General features: G+C 69.8%; 15 protein-coding genes. 7 read left to right on the forward strand and 8 right to left on the reverse strand.

The genetic code is table 11. The annotated features are described in order from the left end of the window. Window positions 1-3 precede the first annotated feature (3 nt). From ACTWQO_RS17840 to ACTWQO_RS17855, 4 genes are read right to left on the reverse strand one after another with little or no spacing between them, the layout of a single operon-like run. Window positions 4-4089: a caspase family protein gene (locus tag ACTWQO_RS17840; RefSeq protein ID WP_443238314.1), complete on the reverse strand. Its 4086-nt coding sequence runs from the start codon at window positions 4087-4089 to the stop codon at window positions 4-6. Continuing rightward, complete coding sequence (locus tag ACTWQO_RS17845; protein ID WP_443238315.1) at window positions 4086-4949, reverse strand: antibiotic ABC transporter ATP-binding protein; 864 nt, start codon at window positions 4947-4949, stop codon at window positions 4086-4088. Before ACTWQO_RS17845 ends, ACTWQO_RS17840 begins: the two co-directional genes overlap by 4 nt. Before the next feature lie 5 nt (window positions 4950-4954). Further along, window positions 4955-5140 (reverse strand): DUF397 domain-containing protein, encoded by a 186-nt coding sequence (locus ACTWQO_RS17850; protein WP_443238316.1) that lies wholly within the window; start codon window positions 5138-5140, stop codon window positions 4955-4957. After that, the gene (locus ACTWQO_RS17855) at window positions 5137-5982 is read right to left on the reverse strand and encodes a helix-turn-helix domain-containing protein (protein WP_443238317.1); all 846 of its coding nucleotides are present in this window, start codon (window positions 5980-5982) and stop codon (window positions 5137-5139) included. Before ACTWQO_RS17855 ends, ACTWQO_RS17850 begins: the two co-directional genes overlap by 4 nt. Before the next feature lie 152 nt (window positions 5983-6134). Between ACTWQO_RS17855 and ACTWQO_RS17860 the strand changes: the two genes are divergently transcribed. Next, entirely contained in the window at window positions 6135-6566 is a 432-nt protein-coding gene (locus ACTWQO_RS17860; RefSeq protein WP_443238318.1) for an ATP-binding protein, read from the forward strand. A gap of 74 nt (window positions 6567-6640) precedes the next feature. Here the strand turns inward: ACTWQO_RS17860 and ACTWQO_RS17865 are convergent, their stop codons facing one another. Then, window positions 6641-7957, reverse strand: a complete 1317-nt coding sequence (locus ACTWQO_RS17865; RefSeq protein ID WP_443238319.1) for a jacalin-like lectin — start codon at window positions 7955-7957, stop codon at window positions 6641-6643. A gap of 247 nt (window positions 7958-8204) precedes the next feature. Between ACTWQO_RS17865 and ACTWQO_RS17870 the strand changes: the two genes are divergently transcribed. Then, the gene (locus ACTWQO_RS17870; protein WP_443238320.1) at window positions 8205-9932 is read left to right on the forward strand and encodes a PHP domain-containing protein; all 1728 of its coding nucleotides are present in this window, start codon (window positions 8205-8207) and stop codon (window positions 9930-9932) included. Further along, window positions 9929-10441 carry a hypothetical protein gene (locus ACTWQO_RS17875; protein WP_443238321.1) on the forward strand — a complete coding sequence of 171 codons (513 nt, stop codon included), beginning with the start codon at window positions 9929-9931 and terminating at the stop codon, window positions 10439-10441. The genes ACTWQO_RS17870 and ACTWQO_RS17875 overlap by 4 nt, the downstream gene beginning before the upstream one ends. 7 nt (window positions 10442-10448) lie before the next feature. On the opposite strand, the gene ACTWQO_RS17880 is transcribed toward ACTWQO_RS17875, so the two are convergent. Beyond that, window positions 10449-11267, reverse strand: coding sequence for a helix-turn-helix transcriptional regulator (locus ACTWQO_RS17880; RefSeq protein ID WP_443238322.1), 819 nt, complete (start codon window positions 11265-11267; stop codon window positions 10449-10451). Between the two features lie 123 nt (window positions 11268-11390). Between ACTWQO_RS17880 and ACTWQO_RS17885 the strand changes: the two genes are divergently transcribed. The 4 genes from ACTWQO_RS17885 (at window position 11391) to ACTWQO_RS17900 (ending at window position 15370) form a co-directional block, all read left to right on the forward strand. Continuing rightward, window positions 11391-12149: a hypothetical protein gene (locus tag ACTWQO_RS17885; protein ID WP_443238323.1), complete on the forward strand. Its 759-nt coding sequence runs from the start codon at window positions 11391-11393 to the stop codon at window positions 12147-12149. Between the two features lie 557 nt (window positions 12150-12706). After that, window positions 12707-13333: a sigma-70 family RNA polymerase sigma factor gene (locus ACTWQO_RS17890; protein WP_443238324.1), complete on the forward strand. Its 627-nt coding sequence runs from the start codon at window positions 12707-12709 to the stop codon at window positions 13331-13333. Between the two features lie 7 nt (window positions 13334-13340). Beyond that, window positions 13341-14045 carry a hypothetical protein gene (locus ACTWQO_RS17895; RefSeq protein WP_443238325.1) on the forward strand — a complete coding sequence of 235 codons (705 nt, stop codon included), beginning with the start codon at window positions 13341-13343 and terminating at the stop codon, window positions 14043-14045. Window positions 14046-14098: 53 nt separating this feature from the next. After that, a complete protein-coding gene (locus ACTWQO_RS17900; protein WP_443238326.1) occupies window positions 14099-15370 on the forward strand; it encodes an MFS transporter in 1272 nt (423 codons plus the stop codon). A 3-nt stretch (window positions 15371-15373) separates the two neighbouring features. Here ACTWQO_RS17900 and ACTWQO_RS17905 read toward each other — a convergent pair whose 3' ends face one another. Further along, a complete protein-coding gene (locus tag ACTWQO_RS17905; RefSeq protein WP_443238327.1) occupies window positions 15374-16789 on the reverse strand; it encodes a DHA2 family efflux MFS transporter permease subunit in 1416 nt (471 codons plus the stop codon). Window positions 16790-16802: 13 nt separating this feature from the next. Next, window positions 16803-17435, reverse strand: a complete 633-nt coding sequence (locus tag ACTWQO_RS17910) for an NADPH-dependent FMN reductase (protein WP_443238328.1) — start codon at window positions 17433-17435, stop codon at window positions 16803-16805. Window positions 17436-17539 lie beyond the last annotated feature (104 nt).

Below are 17539 nucleotides of genomic sequence, written 5' to 3' on the forward strand. Positions count from 1 at the left end.
GCCCTAGTGGTTTGTGGGGCGCTGGAAGAGGGCGATGTCGTTGGCGAAGCAGATGAGGAGCCGGTCGCCGATGGCCGTGGCGGCTGTGGCGCGGAGGGGGAGGGAGATGACTTCGGTGCAGGCGCCGGTCTCCAGGTCCCAGAGGCGGGCGGTTGCGTCACGGGCGGCGGTGAGGATGTGGGGGCGGTTGTCGAGGGTGACGGGGCTGATCGCGCTCACATCGTCTGTGTGTCCGGAGAGGATACGCGTGCATGTGCGTGTCTGAAGATCCCACAGCCGTACGGTCGAGTCCTGGCTGGCGACGGCGTGTGGACGGCCGTTGAGGGAGATCCCACACACTGATCGCATCGCAGGGCCCTCTTCTACGAGAGTCGTCACGCACTCCCCGGTTCGGAGGTCCCAGAGAAGCAAAGCACCTGGAAAATCGCTACTGAGGGCGTGTGGATTGCCGTTGATGCTGACGCTGGACACTGCCAGGACAGTCCCTTGGTCCCCGGTCAGGGTGCGCTGTTCGCCGGTGTGGAGGTCCCACATATGAAGGGCACCGCTGTCGCCGCCTGCGAGGGCGTACGGGCGGGCGTCGAACGTGAGCGCATGCAGGGCTTGGAACTCCAGGCCGGTGCCCGCGGTGAGGGTCCGCTTGCATTCGCCGGTCTGGAGGTCCCACAAGCGTGCAGCGCGGAAATCTGCGGTCACGGCGTGAGGGCGACCGTTGATGTCGAGGCCGGAGACTGCCCGAGGGAAAGTCACACCGTCCTCGGTCAGTACACGGACGCATTCACCTGACTGGACATCCCAGAGCCTCGAGGAGTTATCGAGGCTCGCGGTGACGGCGTGCGCGCGATTGTTGAGGGTGGTGGCGGCGACACCCATCACCCAATTCGTGTGCCAGCGGGGGGCTGCCGTCGCGTGACTGCTGTCGAGGCTCCACAGGCGGACGGACCCGTCGCGGGATGCGGTCAGGGCGTGGGGCCGACTGTTGACGGAGACACCGCAGACCGCCTCGATCGCGTTGCTGTGTCCGGTGAGTACCTGTGTGCACACACCGGTTTGGAGGTCCCACAGCCGCACGGTGTCGTCTTCGCCAACGCTGAGAGCGTGGGGTCGGCCCTTGAGGGTGATGGTGTCGATCGCCTTCACCATTTGGGTGTGCCCGTCGAGGGTGCGCTTGCATTCGCCGCTCTGGAGGTCCCATAGGCGCACGGGGCCCTCGTAATCGCCCAGGAGGGCGTGCGGGCGGTCGCCGATGGTGGCGCCGTGCACAGCGAAGCCGAAGGACTCGGTAAGGGTGCGCACGCACGCGCCGGTTCGGAGGTCCCACAGCCGTACAGTCGAGTCGTAGCTGCTGGTGAGAGCGTGCGGTCGGCCGTTGATGCCAATGGTGCCGATCGCAGTCAATTCCCGCGTGTGCCCGATGAGGGTGAGCGTGCATTCGCCGGTTTCAAGATCCCGCATCTCCACGGTCTCGTCGACGTCCATGAGCACGTGGGGCCGGTCGCCGATCGTGATGGCGCAGGCTTCGTCTGTAAGCCCGTCCGGCACGTCGATCGAGTGTGTGCACTCTCCGTTTTGGAGGTCCCAAAGCTGGAGACTTTCGTTCACCACGAGGGCGTGCGGGCGGTCGCCGACCATCAGCTTGCCGAGAATCCGCGCAGGCTTGCCAACGCCGAAGGTGCGGGTGCATTCGCCGGTCTGGAGGTCCCACTGGCGGAGGGTGCCGAATTCGGCCCCATTGGTGAAGGCGTAGTCACGGCCGTCGATCCTGCAACTGAGCACGTCCGGATCATCCAGACCGTGGACCAACGTCCTGCGGTGCGCCGGATGCACCAGCCCGCCCGTCGCCCAAGTGACCTGCCAGGCACGCCCTCGGGCAAGACGTTCGGCGAGTTCGGGGCGGCGGTAACGTGCCGCGTCGATGGAGAGGATGTCGCGCCGTGCCTCCGCGTCCGCCGTCAACAGCAGATGCGCCGACGTTCGGTACACGGGCGCGAACTTCTCGGTGTACCCGCCGGTCGAGGTGTCCAGAGCCCGCAGAAGAGTCGCCGGATCCGCGTGCACGACGTACTCGGTGTCACTGAGTAGTTGGTCGAGGACGCCTCCGGCGACGGCGTGACTCGCCAGATCTGTGAGCACGTACGGATGCGCGGACGCCCAGTCCCCCTCCGCGAGTTCCCTCAACTTGAGGGCGATGGCCCGCTGATGGTCCACGGACGAGCTCGGCACCCGCAGATACTCGGCCATCGTCTCGTGGTACAGCCGGAACACCGACCCGCCGCCGCTCTCCTCCTCCGTGATGTACGAGCCCGCGACCTCGAACAGCCACTCCAGATCGTCATTGCTGCACGGTGTCCCGGACAGCGCCTCCGCCAGCGGTGCCCAGACGGTCGCCCAGGGCAGCCCCGCCCCCTGGGCGTACGCGAGGGGTCGCAACAGCCGTACGACTCGCTGCCGTTGGGGCCCGAACCGTTCCAGATAGTCGGCGAAGGCCTGCTTGGCGTCGCTCGGCAGGGAGAGTTCCCATCCCTCCTCGCCGGTGTCGATGACTTGCTGCCGGTGCACGAGCGCACGCGCGTTCATGCGGGCCACGAGGAAGGAGCGCCCGGCCTGTGCGGCGATACCTTCAGCCACCTCATTGGCACGTTCTGGGGCATGGCGATAGGGCGAACGGCTGTCCGGGTCGTGGGAGTCCAGGAGGAGCGCCCTGGCGTAGTCCGTGACCGCCTCCCGCGCATGCTCGTCCGTGTCCAGGTCCAGGACCTCAACGGCCTGCCCCAGGGCCGGGATCAGATCACGCCGCGTCCCGACGATCAGCCGCACCGCTGACATCGCGGACAACGGTTGCAGCAACTCCCTTGCGATACGGCGCCCTTCGGTCGGGTCCCCCGCCGTACCCGCCTCGTCGAGCGAGTCGATCACGATGACGATCCGGTCCGTACGCTCGCCCAACGCCTTGAGGAGTTGGTGCAGGTCGGCGTCGGGCAGGGAGACTGCCGCCCCGAGGTCCTGGACGAGGTTCGTGCCGCTGGACCGACGTGCCCACAGCCGTACGACCTCCAGCCCCGGCTCCGGTAACCAGCGAGCGTCAGGACGCGTACTCCGAGCCGGGTGCTGCGGATCGGTCAGGTCCAGGAACCGCCCCAGCAGCGCGGACTTGCCCGACCCCGGATCACCGGTGATCACGCGTGCCTTACGGTCGTGCGGCCCCCGCAGCCAGTCGGCCAGCGAACCGAGCACGGAGGTACGACCGGTGAAGTAGTCGCCCCGCTCGCCGGCGTGCTCCAACCCCCTTCCCCTCGGCCCGTAGTGGCCCTCGTGCCGCCTCCGCAGCCTGGCCAACACACCTAGATCCAGGCCGTTTTGATCCGCCGTCGGGATGTAGAGGGGGTTGTCGAAGAAGGGGTCCTGTCCGGCGCTGTCGATGACGGAGTGGCTCGCCTGCTGACGCGGGGAGTCCAGAAGTTCGTTGACGTGGGCGGTCACTTCGCGGACGCTCAAGTAACGCGGCGAAGGCCCGGTCCGGGGCATGGTCAGCGCCCGCGTCAACGCGTCGACGAACTTGTTCTCCTTCGCCGTCTCCTTGCCCCGCGCCGCCGCGATCATCGCGCGCTGGGCGCTCCCGCGCCGCGTGCGCGTGAGCTGGGTCGCCAGCGCGGCGACACTCTCCGTACCGGCGCTTGCGAAGCACGTGTCCAGGATGACCAGCAGATGCCCGACCGGGCTGCGCACCAGCGGCTTCGCCAACTCGTCGCTGCGTACCGCCGTCGACCAGAGGTTCGGCCGGTGATTCGAGCACAGCAGGTAGTGGTCCTGGCCGTCCTTCTGGCCGTGGCCCGCGAAGTAGACCACCACCGTGTCCTCAGGGCCCAACTCCGCTTCGTACGCCCACTCGTCCAGTCCTTCGACCAGCGCACCGCGGGACGGATTCGAGGACAGATCAGCCAACACCCGGGTGTACCCCATGGGCGCGAGCAGCTTCGCCACCCGCTCCGCGTCGACCGTGGCGCCCGGCAGGCCCGGGATGCCGGAGTCCTTGTACGTACTCACCCCGACGGAGACGAGGAAGCGCCGCCCGGCGGCTACGTCCGTCACGCGAGCCCCTCGGCGATCGCCCGTCCCGTCTTCTTCGCGGTCAGATAGCGCAGCAGGCTGTGCGGAGCTGTCCCATTGTCGAGCGACTCGTCGACAACTCCACTGAAACGCGGGGCAAGTTGATTGACCACGGCGACCAGGTCACCGGGGTCCGTGAGGTTCGTCCACCGCCGGATGCCGCCGGGCCACGTGCCCTTGCCGTCCTCCGGCAGCGGGCTCAGCCGGTTGAAGATCAGCGACAGCCCCAGCGGCGAGCCGACGGTGACGAAGTCGGTCACCGGCCACTCGGGGTGGTCGCACAGTGCCTCGTACGCCACGACCGAGCCCAGCGAATGCGCCACCAAAACCCGCGTGTCCGGGCCGATCTCCTCGGCCACGCGCGCACGTGCGGTCTGCCAGACGGGCGGTTCGTTCATGTAGCGCCGCACCTGCTTGAGGGCGAACACCATCATGCGGTCCGAGTACGTGCCGAAGAACCGCGACCCGGACAGCGCGTCCAGCGCCGCGCGCGCCCGGTCGGACAGCAGCGCGGCCGTGCCGGGGAACGCCCTGGTGCCGGCCTCGTCCGGCGGCGTGACCCCCGGATCCCGCTCCGTCCCCGCCTCCCACCAGGCCCGCAGCAACTCAGCCTCGAAGCCCTCGTCGACGTCGTACTCGTCCCACGGCGGCACGTCCCACGAGCGCGTCCCCTCCTCGAAGAAGACGTCACCGTAGAACGCGCACGCCACGTCGTCCTCGTCCAGCCGCAGCCCCGACCCGAGCCGCACACCGTCCCGCAGCGCAGGTACCGCGTCCCGGCCCATCAGCTCCGCCCCCGACCACTGGTGCCCGATCCCGTGCACCACCACGACTCGCGTCACGACCGTCAGCCTCGCGCAGCGAACTCCACGAACTCGGTCCAGGCGGTGGGGGATAGGGCGAGTTGGGGGCCGGTGGTGTTCTTGGAGTCGCGGATGTGGATGGTGGTGGGGCAGGTGGCGACTTCGACGCAGTCGCTGGAACTGTCACCGCTGTAGCTGCTCTTGAACCAGGCCAGTTCGGTGGTGCTCATAGCGCTCCTCGCATCCGCTCCAGCAGGCTCCGGGAGTCCTCCGGGGTCAGAGCCTGTGAGCGAAGTTTCGCATACCGCATGTGGAGCAGGCTGATCGCTTTCGGGTCAGTGATGAACCGACCGCTCTCCTGCGCTTCGCAGTAGGCGAACCACTCGTTCTCGGGGGTCTCCAGCAACTGGATGGGCCCGGCGTGGCCCGCGTGGACGCCGCGTGACATCGGCATCACCTGGATCTCCACGTTGCGCGGGTCCGTGGCTTCCAAGATGTGCTCGATCTGCTCGCGCATGGCCTCGGGGCCACCCGTCTGTCGACGCAGGACGTGCTCCTCGACGATGAAGCTGAAGATCGTGTTGGGCCGCTCGGTCAGCAAGAACTGCCGCTCCAGGCGGGCCACGACTCTTGCCTCGATCTCCGAATCGCTGATCACCGGGATGCGCTCCCGGAACAACGTCCGCGCATACCCCTCCGTCTGCAAAAGCCCCGGCACCAACCGGTTCTCGAACGTGTACAGACTGATCGCCAGCTCCTCCAGCTCCGCCCACTGCCGGAACCACGACGCCAGCCCCTTCTCGCGGGTCGCGTGCTTGTACACCCCCTTCAGCACGCCGAACGCGTCCAGGATCTCTTCCGCGCGTTCGACGAACCGGCGTTGCGGAAACCGGCGGCCCTGCTCGATGGACGCGACGGTCGACGGCTGGTAGCCGATCAGTGGCGCGTAGTCCTCCTGGGTGTGACCCGCCCGTTTGCGAAAGGCCTTGTGTGCCTCCCCGAACGCCTTCAAGCTGTCGGACGGCTCGGGCTCGTTCGGAACGGTCTCGGTGCTGATGGTGCTGTCGGTCATACGGGAACTCCCGAGTGCCTTGGTGCCAAACCCCGCCAAGTCCCCAATGGTCACGGACCGTTACGGCGCCTGTCCACTCCGTAACTCGTACAACCCGTACCGTACGAGTTTCGTGCCTGGGCGACTCCCGGGTCCGCCGGGACCGTTGAGGCATGCCAGGAGAGACCCGGGTTCAACCACCCGTCACCGTCAGTACGTTCACGCAGCTGTTCAGCTCCACTCCGCGCGGCGCCCGGCACGCCCGTCACCTGGTCGCGAACCGGATGGACGTGTGGGGATACGGCCATGGCAGCGAGGCGAACGAGTCCGTGAGCCTCGTCGTCGCCGAACTGGCCGCGAATGCCGTACGGCACGGACGGGTGCGTGGGCGTGCCTTCCGCGTACGGCTGTTGCTGCGGGGCGAGGTGATGCGGGTGGAGGTCGCGGACGCCCGCGTGGAGTGTCTGCCCGTGCGTGGGGAGCCGTCGGACGAGGGTGGGCGCGGGCTGGTGCTGGTCGCGGGGCTGGCCCGCGCGTGGGGAGTGGACGTCCGCCCGGGCTCGACGTACAAGACCGTCTGGGCCGAGGTCTGTCTTCCGGTGTGAGTTCGCTCCGGCGGTCGGCCGCCGTCTGAGGCAGCCGACCGCGTCATCCTGAGCACCCTGAGGGCTGATGCCCGTCAGCCGATCGGCGCGTACAGCACACCCAGCTTGTCGATCTCGCCCCCCGCGCGGCCCGTGAAGCCGACGATCTGCCAGCCGGACGGGGCCGTGAAGGTCTTCGCGGCGGACGTTGCCGTGCCGGAGGTCAGGGTGCGGCCCTTGTCCGTGGTGAAGGCGGCCGAGAAGATCCTTGTGTGGCCGTCCTTCTGACCCTGCGTCAGCTTGACGGAGGTGAGGTGCTCCCCGGAGGCGAGGGTCAGGGACGTCGCCGTGCCGCCCGTGCCGCCGTGGCTGAGCGTCGTACCGCCGTCGTGGGTCAGGGAGACCGCGTCCAGGCGGGAGGAGCCGCGCAGCGTCAGCGTGCGAGGCGAGACGGTGCCCGGCAGGTCGTCCGCGTCGTTGAACGCCGTGCCGTGCGGGCCGCCCCAGAAGTCGCTCGCCTTGAGGGAGGAGTTGACGGTGTACGAGAAGTCGACCGTGTGCGGGAAGTGGTCGGAGAGGTGCTTGCCGTCGGAGCGGAGGAAGGACTTCCAGTCGTTGTTGTAACGGGTGGCGTTCAGGGAGACGAGGTCGCTGCCGCGGTAGAGGACCTTGTCGACGACCTCGCAGTCGTTCGCCGGGGCGGCGGAGTCGCAGAGCAGGGGGTCGCTGCCCTGTGCGGGCGGAGTGCCGCCCTTGACCAGGTCGACCCACGGGTCCTTGAGGCCGTTTTCGGAGACGAGCGTGCGGATGTTGTCGCCGGCGCGCGTGTACCGCGTGTTCGTGTCGCCCATGACGATCACCGCGTTGCCGGCGGAGTTCGCCTGGATGAAGTCCGACATCTGCTCGATGTTGGCGCGGCGGGCGGCGAGCGCGGCGTCGTCGGAGTCCGCGTTGGTGTGCACGTTGTAGAGGTCCACGAAGACGCCCTCGGCGAGGCGGACCCGGGCCAGCGAGAAGCCCTTCGGGGTGAGGCAGTTGGTGCCGGTGCAGTTGTTCCACTTCACCCGCTGGAAGTCCTCGAAGGAGTAGTCGGAGAGGGTGTTCATGCCGTCACCGAAGGCCGCGCCGCCACTCGTCGGCGTGCGGTGCGGGTGGGTGTCGTTGGCGTACAGGGAGGCGTGGTAGTTGAAGTCCTCCTGGACGTTCACGATGTCGTACGGCCCGAGCCGCTGGCCGATCAGCGGGGTGTTGGTCTCCGGGTCGCTGTCGCCGAGGCCGAGCGGGAGGCCCGCGATGTTGTACGTGAGGACGTTGAAGGAGCCGGTGGCGGCTGCCGCGGGGGTCGAGCCGGTGGTGGCGAGGCCGGTGACGGCGAGCGCAGCGGCAGTGAGGGTGCCGAGCAGTCTTCTCATGGTGGGGGTGTCTCCGGTCGGAGGAGTCGGAAGAACATGAACGGGGCTCAGGTTCAGTGCCAACCAGTGTGACGGTAAAGGTCAGTTGGGAGAACAGTGAGAGACGGGTTTACCCGCCGTGTCCATGGAACCCGGTGATCACCCCCCGGCCGTTCAATGTTCATCTTTCGCCTCGATTCTCCTCACGCGGCGCACTCGCGCCGTGAGAAGGCAGCCGCAGAAGGCAGCGGCATCCAGGAGGCGCTTCATGGGACACGGGCATCACCACACACACGGTCACGGACACGCGCACGACCATGACCACGGCCACGAGCCGGCTTCGCCGCTGCCTGCCGCCTTCGATGCCTCCGTTCCCGATGAGGCCCTGACCCCCGAGCAGCAGTCGCGCCGCACGATGCTGCGCCGCACCGGCCTGCTCGGCGCGGGCCTGGCGGCCGGCAGCGTGCTGGCCGGGACCGCCGGTTCCGCCCCGGCGGCCGCCGCTCCCGCCGCGCCCCTCGGCAGCAGCCCCAAGAACGGTTTCCTCTGGCTGGCCGGCGACCACCACATCCACACCCAGTACAGCAACGACGGCAAGTACCGCGTCGTCGACCAGGTCCGCCAGGGCGCCAAGCACGGCATGGACTGGCTGGTCATCACCGACCACGGCAATGTCACCCACTCCAAGATCGGTGTGGAGAAGGTCAACCCGGACATCCGTGACGCGCGTGACGCCTACGAGGACACCCTTGTCTTCCAGGGCCTGGAATGGAACATCCCGGGCGCCGAGCACGGAACCGTCTTCGTGCACCCGGGCAAGAACGAGGTCTCGGTACTGAAGCAGTTCGAAACCGACTACGACGGCTCGGTCAAGGGCGCCTCCGACTCCACCCCCGCCAACGAGGCCCTCGCCATCGCCGGCCTCAACTTCCTTGCCCAGCAGGTCCAGCGGCGCAAGGTCAAGGACGCGCTGATGCTCGCCAACCACCCGGCGCGGCGCGGTGTCGACTCCCCGCACGAGATCCGCGCCTGGCGTGACGCGACAGGCACGGACCGCCAGATAGCCGTCGGCTTCGAGGGCGCGCCGGGCCACCAGGCCGGAGGTATCGCCAAGCCGATCGGGATGGGCCGGGCCCGGGGCATCTACGACAACAACCCCAGCGCCAACTCCTTCGCCGGCTACCCGCTGGAGAGCTACCGCACCTGGGGCGGCTTCGACTGGATGACCGCCACCGTCGGCGGTCTGTGGGACAGCCTCCTCGCCGAGGGCAAGCCCTGGTGGATCACCGCCAACTCCGACTCCCACAACGTCTACACGGACACCGCCAAGCGCGGCGGCCCGGACAGCGACTACCTCGCCAACGGCAAGCACACCGACCCCGTCTACCGGGGCACGATCGACCTCACCGAGGGCGACTACTGGCCCGGCCAGTACAGCCGTACTCACGTCGGCTCCGCCGGCTTCAACTACGCCGCCGTGATGGACGGCATCCGCGCGGGCCGCATCTGGGTCGACCACGGACAGCTCGTCAGCGGCCTCGATGTCCGTGTCTCCGGCGGCTACCGCTGGGCCACGCTGGGCGGCGCCCTGCATGTCCGCAAGGGCACGCGGGTGACCCTGACGGTGGACATCGCGCTGGCCGGCGGCCCCAACTGGGCCGGCTTCCTGCCGAAGCTGGCGCGCGTCGACGTCATCCAGGGCGATGTCACGGGCGAGGTCGCGGACAAGGACACGTTCACCGCGCCGACGGCCAAGGTCGTGAAGTCGTACGAGGTGAACAAGTCGACGGGCACGGTCAGGCTCACCTACGAACTCGGGCGGGTCGACCGTCCGCTGTACGTCCGCCTGCGCGGCACCGACGGCAACCGGTCCGCGGTCGGCGCGATGGGTGCGGCCGTCGACCCGGCGGGCCCCGCCCTCGACGTCGTCGGCGACGCCGACCCGTGGGCCGACCTGTGGTTCTACTCCAACCCCGTGTGGGTCCTGCCCTCGTGACACCTCACGTCCTCACCGTCGACGCGGGCGTCACGGACCTGCTCGCGGCGGACCACCTGTTGCACGCGCTGGCGGCCGAACTCGCCCTCCCCGAGGGCGCGTTCGGCTGCACGCACCTGGTGCGCGGCGACCGGCCGCGCGTCGCCCTGTCCCTCACCCTGCCCTCGCAGCCGCTCCTTCGCACCGCCCAGGAGCGCCTCACCGGCCAGGGGTACGAGGTGACGGGCGGCGCGCCCGATGACGCCGGCCGCGCGGTGGTCTACCCGGGGGTCTCGTCGCTCACCGGCACGCTGACGATCGCGGAGCTGCTCACGCGCTCCGCGATCGACCGGGTGACCGTGCTGGGAGCGGCGGGCCAACCGGCCTCCGACGTCCGGCTGGTGACGCAGGATCATGTGCGTCCCCAGTGGAACGACGGGGAACTGGTCCTCACGGCCATGCCCGCGGTCGGCGGTGTCCTGGTGCCCTTCGAGGTACCGGATCCGACACCGTGCTGCGCGGATCACTGAACTGTTTTCACGCGTTCGCCATGACCCGCAGGGCCTGAGCCTCCGGAGTGTCCGCCGCAGCCGTGTACACGAGGAGGCTCAGGTCGGGGTCCTGGGGAAAGTGGGTGATCTCGTAGGCGAGGGTCAGCGGGCCGGCCTCCGGATGGTTCACCCGCTTGAACCCGGACGACTTGGTGTGCACGGCATGCCGTTCCCAGTGATGCCGGAACTCCGGTGATTTCGCGGCAAGTTGGGCGATGAGCCGGTGCAGCGCCGCGTCCCGCGGATACCGGCCCGCGGCGATCCGCAGCTGCCCCACCACCTCCCGGGCGATGAAGTCGACGTCGGGGTAACGGCCGCCGATCTCGGCGTCGAGCAGATGCAGCCGCGCCATGTTGCGCTCGGTGGGCGGCAGCGCCGCGAAGTCGGTGATGAGCGCACAGGCCGGCCGGTTCCAGGCCACGATGTCCAGGCGGTGGTCAACGGCCAGGGCAGGGGCGCAGATCCAGTCGAGCAGCTGCCGCACGCCCGGGCGTGCGGTACGGCCGTCGGGTGCTCCGGAGGCGCCGTCCGGGCGGGCCAGCCGGACCAGATGGGCGCGCTCGTCGTCGTCCATGCGCAGAGCGTCGGCGACGGCGCCGAGGACGCTGTCGGACACTCCGCGATTACGGCCCTGCTCCAGCCGTACGTAGTAGTCGACGCTGACCCCCGCCAGATACGCGACCTCCTCCCGCCGCAGCCCCGGCACCCGGCGCGGCCCGGACCCCGAGGCGAAGCCGACGTCCGCGGGTCTGATGCGTGCCCGCCGGGACCGCAGGAACTCCCCCAACTCCTGTGCAGGTTCCATGACGTCCATGGTGCCCCGGGTGGGTCTGCGTGTCCCTGGGTCCGGCAGAGCCTGGGAGCGGCGGGGCGGCCGGGTGAGCATGGGCGGACGGACCGACGTGGACGGACCAGAGGGGAGCGCGGGGTGCGCACACGGCACTGGAGCAGCGGCCTGGCCGCGGTGTTACTGACGACGGCGGGACCGGCCTGGGCAGCCGAGGAGGGCGGCGCTCCGCCGGATCCCGCGCCCGGCGGACCGCAACGGCCGTACGAACCGGACGTGTCCGGCCCGCGCAACATCGACTCCCTGACGGTGCGGGTCGGCGGGGACGGGGGAGCGGGCGTCCGCGTGGCTTTCGACCGGACCAGCCACGCGGAACCGGCCGGCCCGCCGGCCGCGCCCCGCCGCTTCGTCTTCCTCTTCGACGAGGCGCTGGATTTCCACCCCAAGGACCTCCCGGTCTGCGCCCGGACCGTCATCGAGACGAACGGACCAGCGGCCTGCCCCGACGGCTCACAGGTCGGTCGTGGCACCAGCCACCTCTATCCCGAAGGCACCGCCGAGGTGCACGCCTTCAACACCCGGCACCCGAACGGCCTGCGCGGCGCCCTCGTCGTCATCCCCGCGAGCAACACCATCCTGGAACTGACCTGGGAAACGGTCACCCACCCCTACCGCGAACGCGGTTACCGCTGGGCCCTGGACGAGATCGTCCCGCCGAGCCAGATCCCACCCGACCAACGGGTGGGCACCCGGCGCTTCGAACTCACCTGGGGCGCCACACACGGCACGGCGTCCTTCGCGACCGTACGCAAGAACGACGACAAGCTCCGCTTCGGGCTGTGGAGCGAGTTCGTGACGGGGCAGATCGCGCTGCCGGAGACGGTCCACGTCCGTGCATGACCGTCTGGATGCCGCTCACGGTCAAACGTGATCTGTGACACATGCGGAAAGCGGGCGGCGTGATGTCACGTTCGCGCAAATGGCGTTCGGAGTTTTTCGCTTTCGATGGATGCCCAGTTCGGCAGGGGTGGCGCGGAAGGCGTCAGGGGTGGCGCGGCTTTGGCGGAAAACGATTGCGAATTCGCCCATGGCCAACAGTCAGCGGAAAGCTACCCTCCGTTAGAAAGATCTGCTTGAAGGTCTGCACGTTCGACGGGTCCGGTCCGCTTACCTGTTCTCCAGAGCAACGATGCTCCAGGTGCCCGGCCCGCATCGCGCGGGGGAGGGAGCGGTCATGGCACCGTCCGACAGACAAGGAATGCAATCACTGTGAACTACGAAGTAGTCAGCCTCGTGCTGGCCACCTCCGCGGCGGCGCGGTCTTTCGCGCCAGACGTGTGGTTCTTAGTGCGGCGCCTCCTCGGTGCCGGAGTTCGCATCGGGGCCACCGCCCTCAGCGAGCAGCAGACTCAGCCCTCAGCTGCCACCCCGGCCTCCTTGGACGAAGGAGGCCACCGATGACCAGCAGGCAGCCCGACCCCGCAGGACCCATGACGCACCGTCCCGACTCCTCGATGCCGCCCGAGTTCTGGGACTTCCAGGCCCGCTACGACCGGGCGTGCTTCGAGTACAGCCGCATCCACCTCGGCGGCAACGCCGTCGCCGCCCGGCGGCTGGTCGACCGCACCTTCCTGTACCTGGCCACCATCTGGCCCCGGCTGGAGGCCATGGAGAACCCCGGCGCGTATGCCTGGGCGCTGTTCAAGCAGCGCGTCCACGGTGAACTCGCCGACCAGGGCCGCAGTCCGGCCACCACCGAGACCCTGGCGTTCGAGCGGGCCATCAAGGCGGCCAGCGCACCCCTGCTCGCCGCCTTCCGCAGCGCCTTCCACGCCGAGCACGGCGCGGAGATCGCTGAACTGGAGGAGGGCCTCGGCCTGTTCCGGCAGATGACACGACTGAGCGAGCGGCAGTTCGACGTGCTCGTGCTGCGCGATCTGCTCGAGTTCGACACCAAGCACACGGCCCTGATCATGGGCATCCGCGAGGCGACCGTCCGATCCACCCGCCGCACCGCGAAACACCGGCTCGCGGCCGCCATGGGCTACCCGGTCGAGAGCGCCCCCGACGACGACAAGGAGTGACCCACCCGTGAACCGCACCCCGCGCAGTATCGAGGAGGCCTTGCGCCGTTCCCGCGTCTTCCGAGGCGAGTACACCCAGGCCGACCTGGCGGACGCGCGGCACCAGCTCGCGCGCGACCTGCACGAACTGCGCTGGGTGCGGTTCTTCCACCCCGTCGGACCACACGGCTGCCGGGGCCACCAGCCCCCCGCCGCACTGCACGAACGGTCGGCGCACGACCTGCGCATACTGTGCCGCGGCACCGTCCACCACGACGGCGCCGCCCGCCGCATCACCCTCTTCGACACCGCCCGTGACCCCGACGGCGCCCTGCCCTTCGCCTGTCTGCTCTACCTCGCCGACGAGGAGGAGGGCGCCCGGTTCTGGTGGCAGTACGCCGCCGGCGCGGGCAGCGTCACCGCCGCGCTGTGTCTGTATCTGCTCCATCTGCGCCACGGCGACATGCGCGACGCCCAGCACTGGGCCGACCAGATCCACCGCCTCAACACCCTTGACTGGTACGGCTACACGCCCGTCCCGCACCACGCCGACACGGCAACCGGCCGCTCCGGCGTCCGCTACACCCTGCCCGCCCGGTCTCCCGCCGTCTCCGAACGCGCGGTCAAGGATGTCGTCGACGAACTCGACGCCCCGCACGACGGAGGCCTCGGCCCCGTCCCCCAGCCCGCCCCCGCCCTCGCCGACCAGTGGGCCGAACTGGTCGGCGCCTGAACGCCCGTAGCGGTACGTCGTAAAGTTGCCGGAGTCTCAGGGGGAGGGCCGGCTTGACGTACGACGCGCGGCGCAAGGGCGAACGAGGCGGCCGTAAGCGGGAGTTGGCGGATGCCGGTGGCCGTCCGCTGTGGCGCAGCCGGGACTTCGGGGTCTTCTGGGCCGCGCAGACTCTCTCCGTCCTCGGTGATTCCTTCGCGCTGATCGCGCTGCCGTTGCTGGTTCTCCAGGCCACCGGTTCGCTCGCCGCGATGGGTCTGCTGACGGCGGTGGGCGGGGCGGCGTCGGTCGTGGCGGCGGTGTTCGCCGGGGCCGTGGTGGACCGGGTCGACCGGCGCAAGCTGCTGATCGGCTGCGATCTCGTACGGATGGTGCTGTACGGGGTGATTCCGGTGGTGTGGCTCTTCGGACCGCAGATCTGGCTGTTGTATGTGGTGCTGCCGCTGTGCGAGGCAGTCGGGATGCTGTTCGCCGTCGGCTATGTCACCGTCGTGCGCAGCCTGGTCGGCACCGAGCAACTCACCGAGGCCAACGGCCGGTTGAACGCGACCGCCGCCGCGGCCGGGGTTCTGGGACCGCTGTGCGCGGGCCTCGTCGCCGCCTGGTCCGGGCCCGCCACCGCCGTCGGCGTGGACGCGGCCAGCTTCGGGGTGTCGGCGGCCTGTCTGGTCGTCGTACGGTTCCGGGCGCGCCCGGGTGACGACCGGCCGGGTCAGCGCACCGGGCTGTGGCAGGACCTGCGTGCCGGGATCGCCTTCCTCCACGGCCATCCCGTGCTGCGGTCGCTCACCGTCCTGCTGTGCCTCTTCAGCTTCTTCACCCTCGGCCTGAACGACCTGGTCATCTACCACCTCAAGCACGATCTCGGCCATGACGACGGCACGGTGGGCACCGTGATGGCGGGCGGCGCCCTCGGTACCATCGCGGGTTCCCTGCTCGTGGCCCGGATTCGCCGGCGGCTCGGCTTCGGGCCGACCTGGATGGGCGCGGTCGCGGTGTGCGGACTCGCCTTCGCCGGGCTCGGCCGGGCGCAGGACGTCCCCGTCGTGGCCGTCCTCGCCGCGGCCTTCCTCGCGTGTGTCGCCGTCGCGGGCACCTGCTCGATGTCCCTGCGCCAGGAGGTGACCCCGGAGCCCCTGCTGGGCCGGGTCACCTCTGCCTTCTGGACCGTCCAGTACTCGGCGGCCCCGGTCGGCGCCGCTGTCCTCACCTGGGCCGCGGAACGCCAAGGCACGGCGCCCGTCGCGCTCGTCGCGGGCGGCTGCTGCGTACTGATCGCGGTCGCCGCCCTGTTCACGCCGATACGGCGGTCGGGCAAGGGTTGACCTTCACGCCCGCTCCGGCCGTCCGCCCGGCAAGAGCAAGGCAGGCAGCAGCGCGAGTCCCAGCAGAGTCGCCGCCACCGCGAACGTGATGCGGAAGCCCGACGGGTCCGTGCCCGCCGATCCCAGGACCACCGAGATCAGCGCCGTGCCCACCGATGCCCACACCTGCGAGTTGATGCTCAGTGTCGTACTCGCCGCGGCCATGCGGTCCTTCGGCAGCTCACGGGTCGCGGTCGTCATCGTCGGCAGCAGCACCATGCCCGCGCCGATGCCCATCACCACCGACGCCGCCACGACCCGCCAGGCCGCCACTCCGTCGACGCCCGTCTGGAGCGCCAGCAGCGCCATGCCGAGCGCGCCCACCGCGGTCCCGGCCGGGATCAGCCGGCGGGGGGACACCTTGTCGATGCGACGGGCGGCCAGCTGCATCGTCACGCCGACGGCGAGCCCGACCGGTGCGCCGAGCAGCCCGGCCGCGGTCGCGCTCGTGTCCCGCACCTGCTGCCAGTACATCGGCGCCAGCAGCATCGCCCCGAAGTAGCCGCAGGTGAACAGCGCGAGCGTGCCGATGCCGACGGCGAAGGTACGGTCCCGCAGCAGCCGGAGATCCAGCAGCGGGTCATGGGTCGTGAGCGCCCGCCGGACGAAGGTGGCGACGAGCACCGCGCCGGCGACCGTGGGCAGCAGTGCGCCCGCCGCCGTGAAGTCGCCGCGCTCGCCGCCCCGGGCCAGCCCGAACAGCAGCAGCGCCAGGCCCGGCGAGAGCATCAGCAGGCCCGGGACGTCGAGCCGTGGCGCGGGGGCCGGGCCGCGGGGCGCGTCCGGTCGTAGCAGCTTCGCCGCGAGGGCCAACGCGATCGCGCCCACGGGCAGATTCACGAGGAAGATCCACTGCCAGGACGCGATGTCGATCAGCCAGCCGCCGAGCACCGGCCCGGCGACCGGGCCGACCAGGATGGGCAGTCCGAGCAACGCCATGGCCCGTCCCATCCGTTCACGTTCGGCGATGCGCATCACCATCGCCATGCCGACCGGCATGATCAGCCCGCCGCCGAGGCCCTGCACGGCCCGGAACGCGATCAGACTGCCCGCGTCCCAGGCGCACGCGGCCAGCAGCGAGCCGAGCGTGAACAGGGTGAGCGCGGTGAGATAGGTGCGTTTGGCGCCGAAGCGGCCCATCGCCCAGGCCGCGGTCGGGATGACCGCGGCGAGTGCGAGGGAGTACGCGGTGGCGGTCCACTGGATCGTCTCCAGCGGGGCGTGGAACTCCGCGGAGAGTCTGCGCAGCGCGACGTTCACGATGGTCATGTCGAGCACTGTCATCACGGCGCCGGTGATCACGACGGCGATCGTGCGGTGCAGTGCGGCGGAGGCGGGGGCCGGCTCCGTCGGAGCCTGTGGCGTCCCGGTGGTGGACATCTTCCGGCCGCCCTCAGCCCTCGTACGGGCGGGTCGCGCGCGCCTCCCGCAACACCCGCCCCCACCAGTCGAGTTGACCGATCATGCCCTTGGCCGCGCCCTCGCAGACGGCCGCGTCGAGCGGGGTGCCGTCCTCCGCGAGGCCCGACCACGGCCAGTGCAGGCTGACCGAGTCGCGCACCGTCACCGCGTGCAACTCGGCGAAGACCAGCCGGAGTTGCTCGACCGCGCGCAGGCCGCCGCCCAGTCCGCCGTAGGAGACGAAGCCGACGGGCTTCGCGCGCCACTGCTCGTAGTGCCAGTCGATGAAGTTCTTCAGCGCGGCCGGGAAGCTGTGGTTGTACTCGGCGGTGACGACGACGAAGGCATCGGCGGCGGTGATGCGCGGGGTGACGTCCGCCAGCGCGGCGACGGCCTCCTCGCTCGGGGTGCCGCCCCAGTCGGGCATGACCAGCGGCAGCGGCACGTCCGCGAGGTCGATGACGTCCAGTTCGAGCCCGTCGTAACTCTCGGCGGTCGTCCGGAACCAGTCGGCGACGGCGGGACCCCGGCGGCCCTCGCGGACGCTGCCGACGATGACGGCGAGGCGCAGCGGCGCGTCCGTGGTGGTCCCGGCGGCGGTGGGCGTGGTCTCGGTGGCAGGCATGGAAGTATCCCCTCGTCAGTGGGTCGGGCGCCGCGGTGCGGCTGCGCCCGTACGAGAAAAGTACAACGATCGTTGTAAGAAATACAATGGGCGTTGTACTTGAG

The sequence above is a fragment of the Streptomyces sp. 4N124 genome (genome assembly GCF_052245395.1).
Taxonomy (GTDB): Bacteria; Actinomycetota; Actinomycetes; order Streptomycetales; family Streptomycetaceae; genus Streptomyces.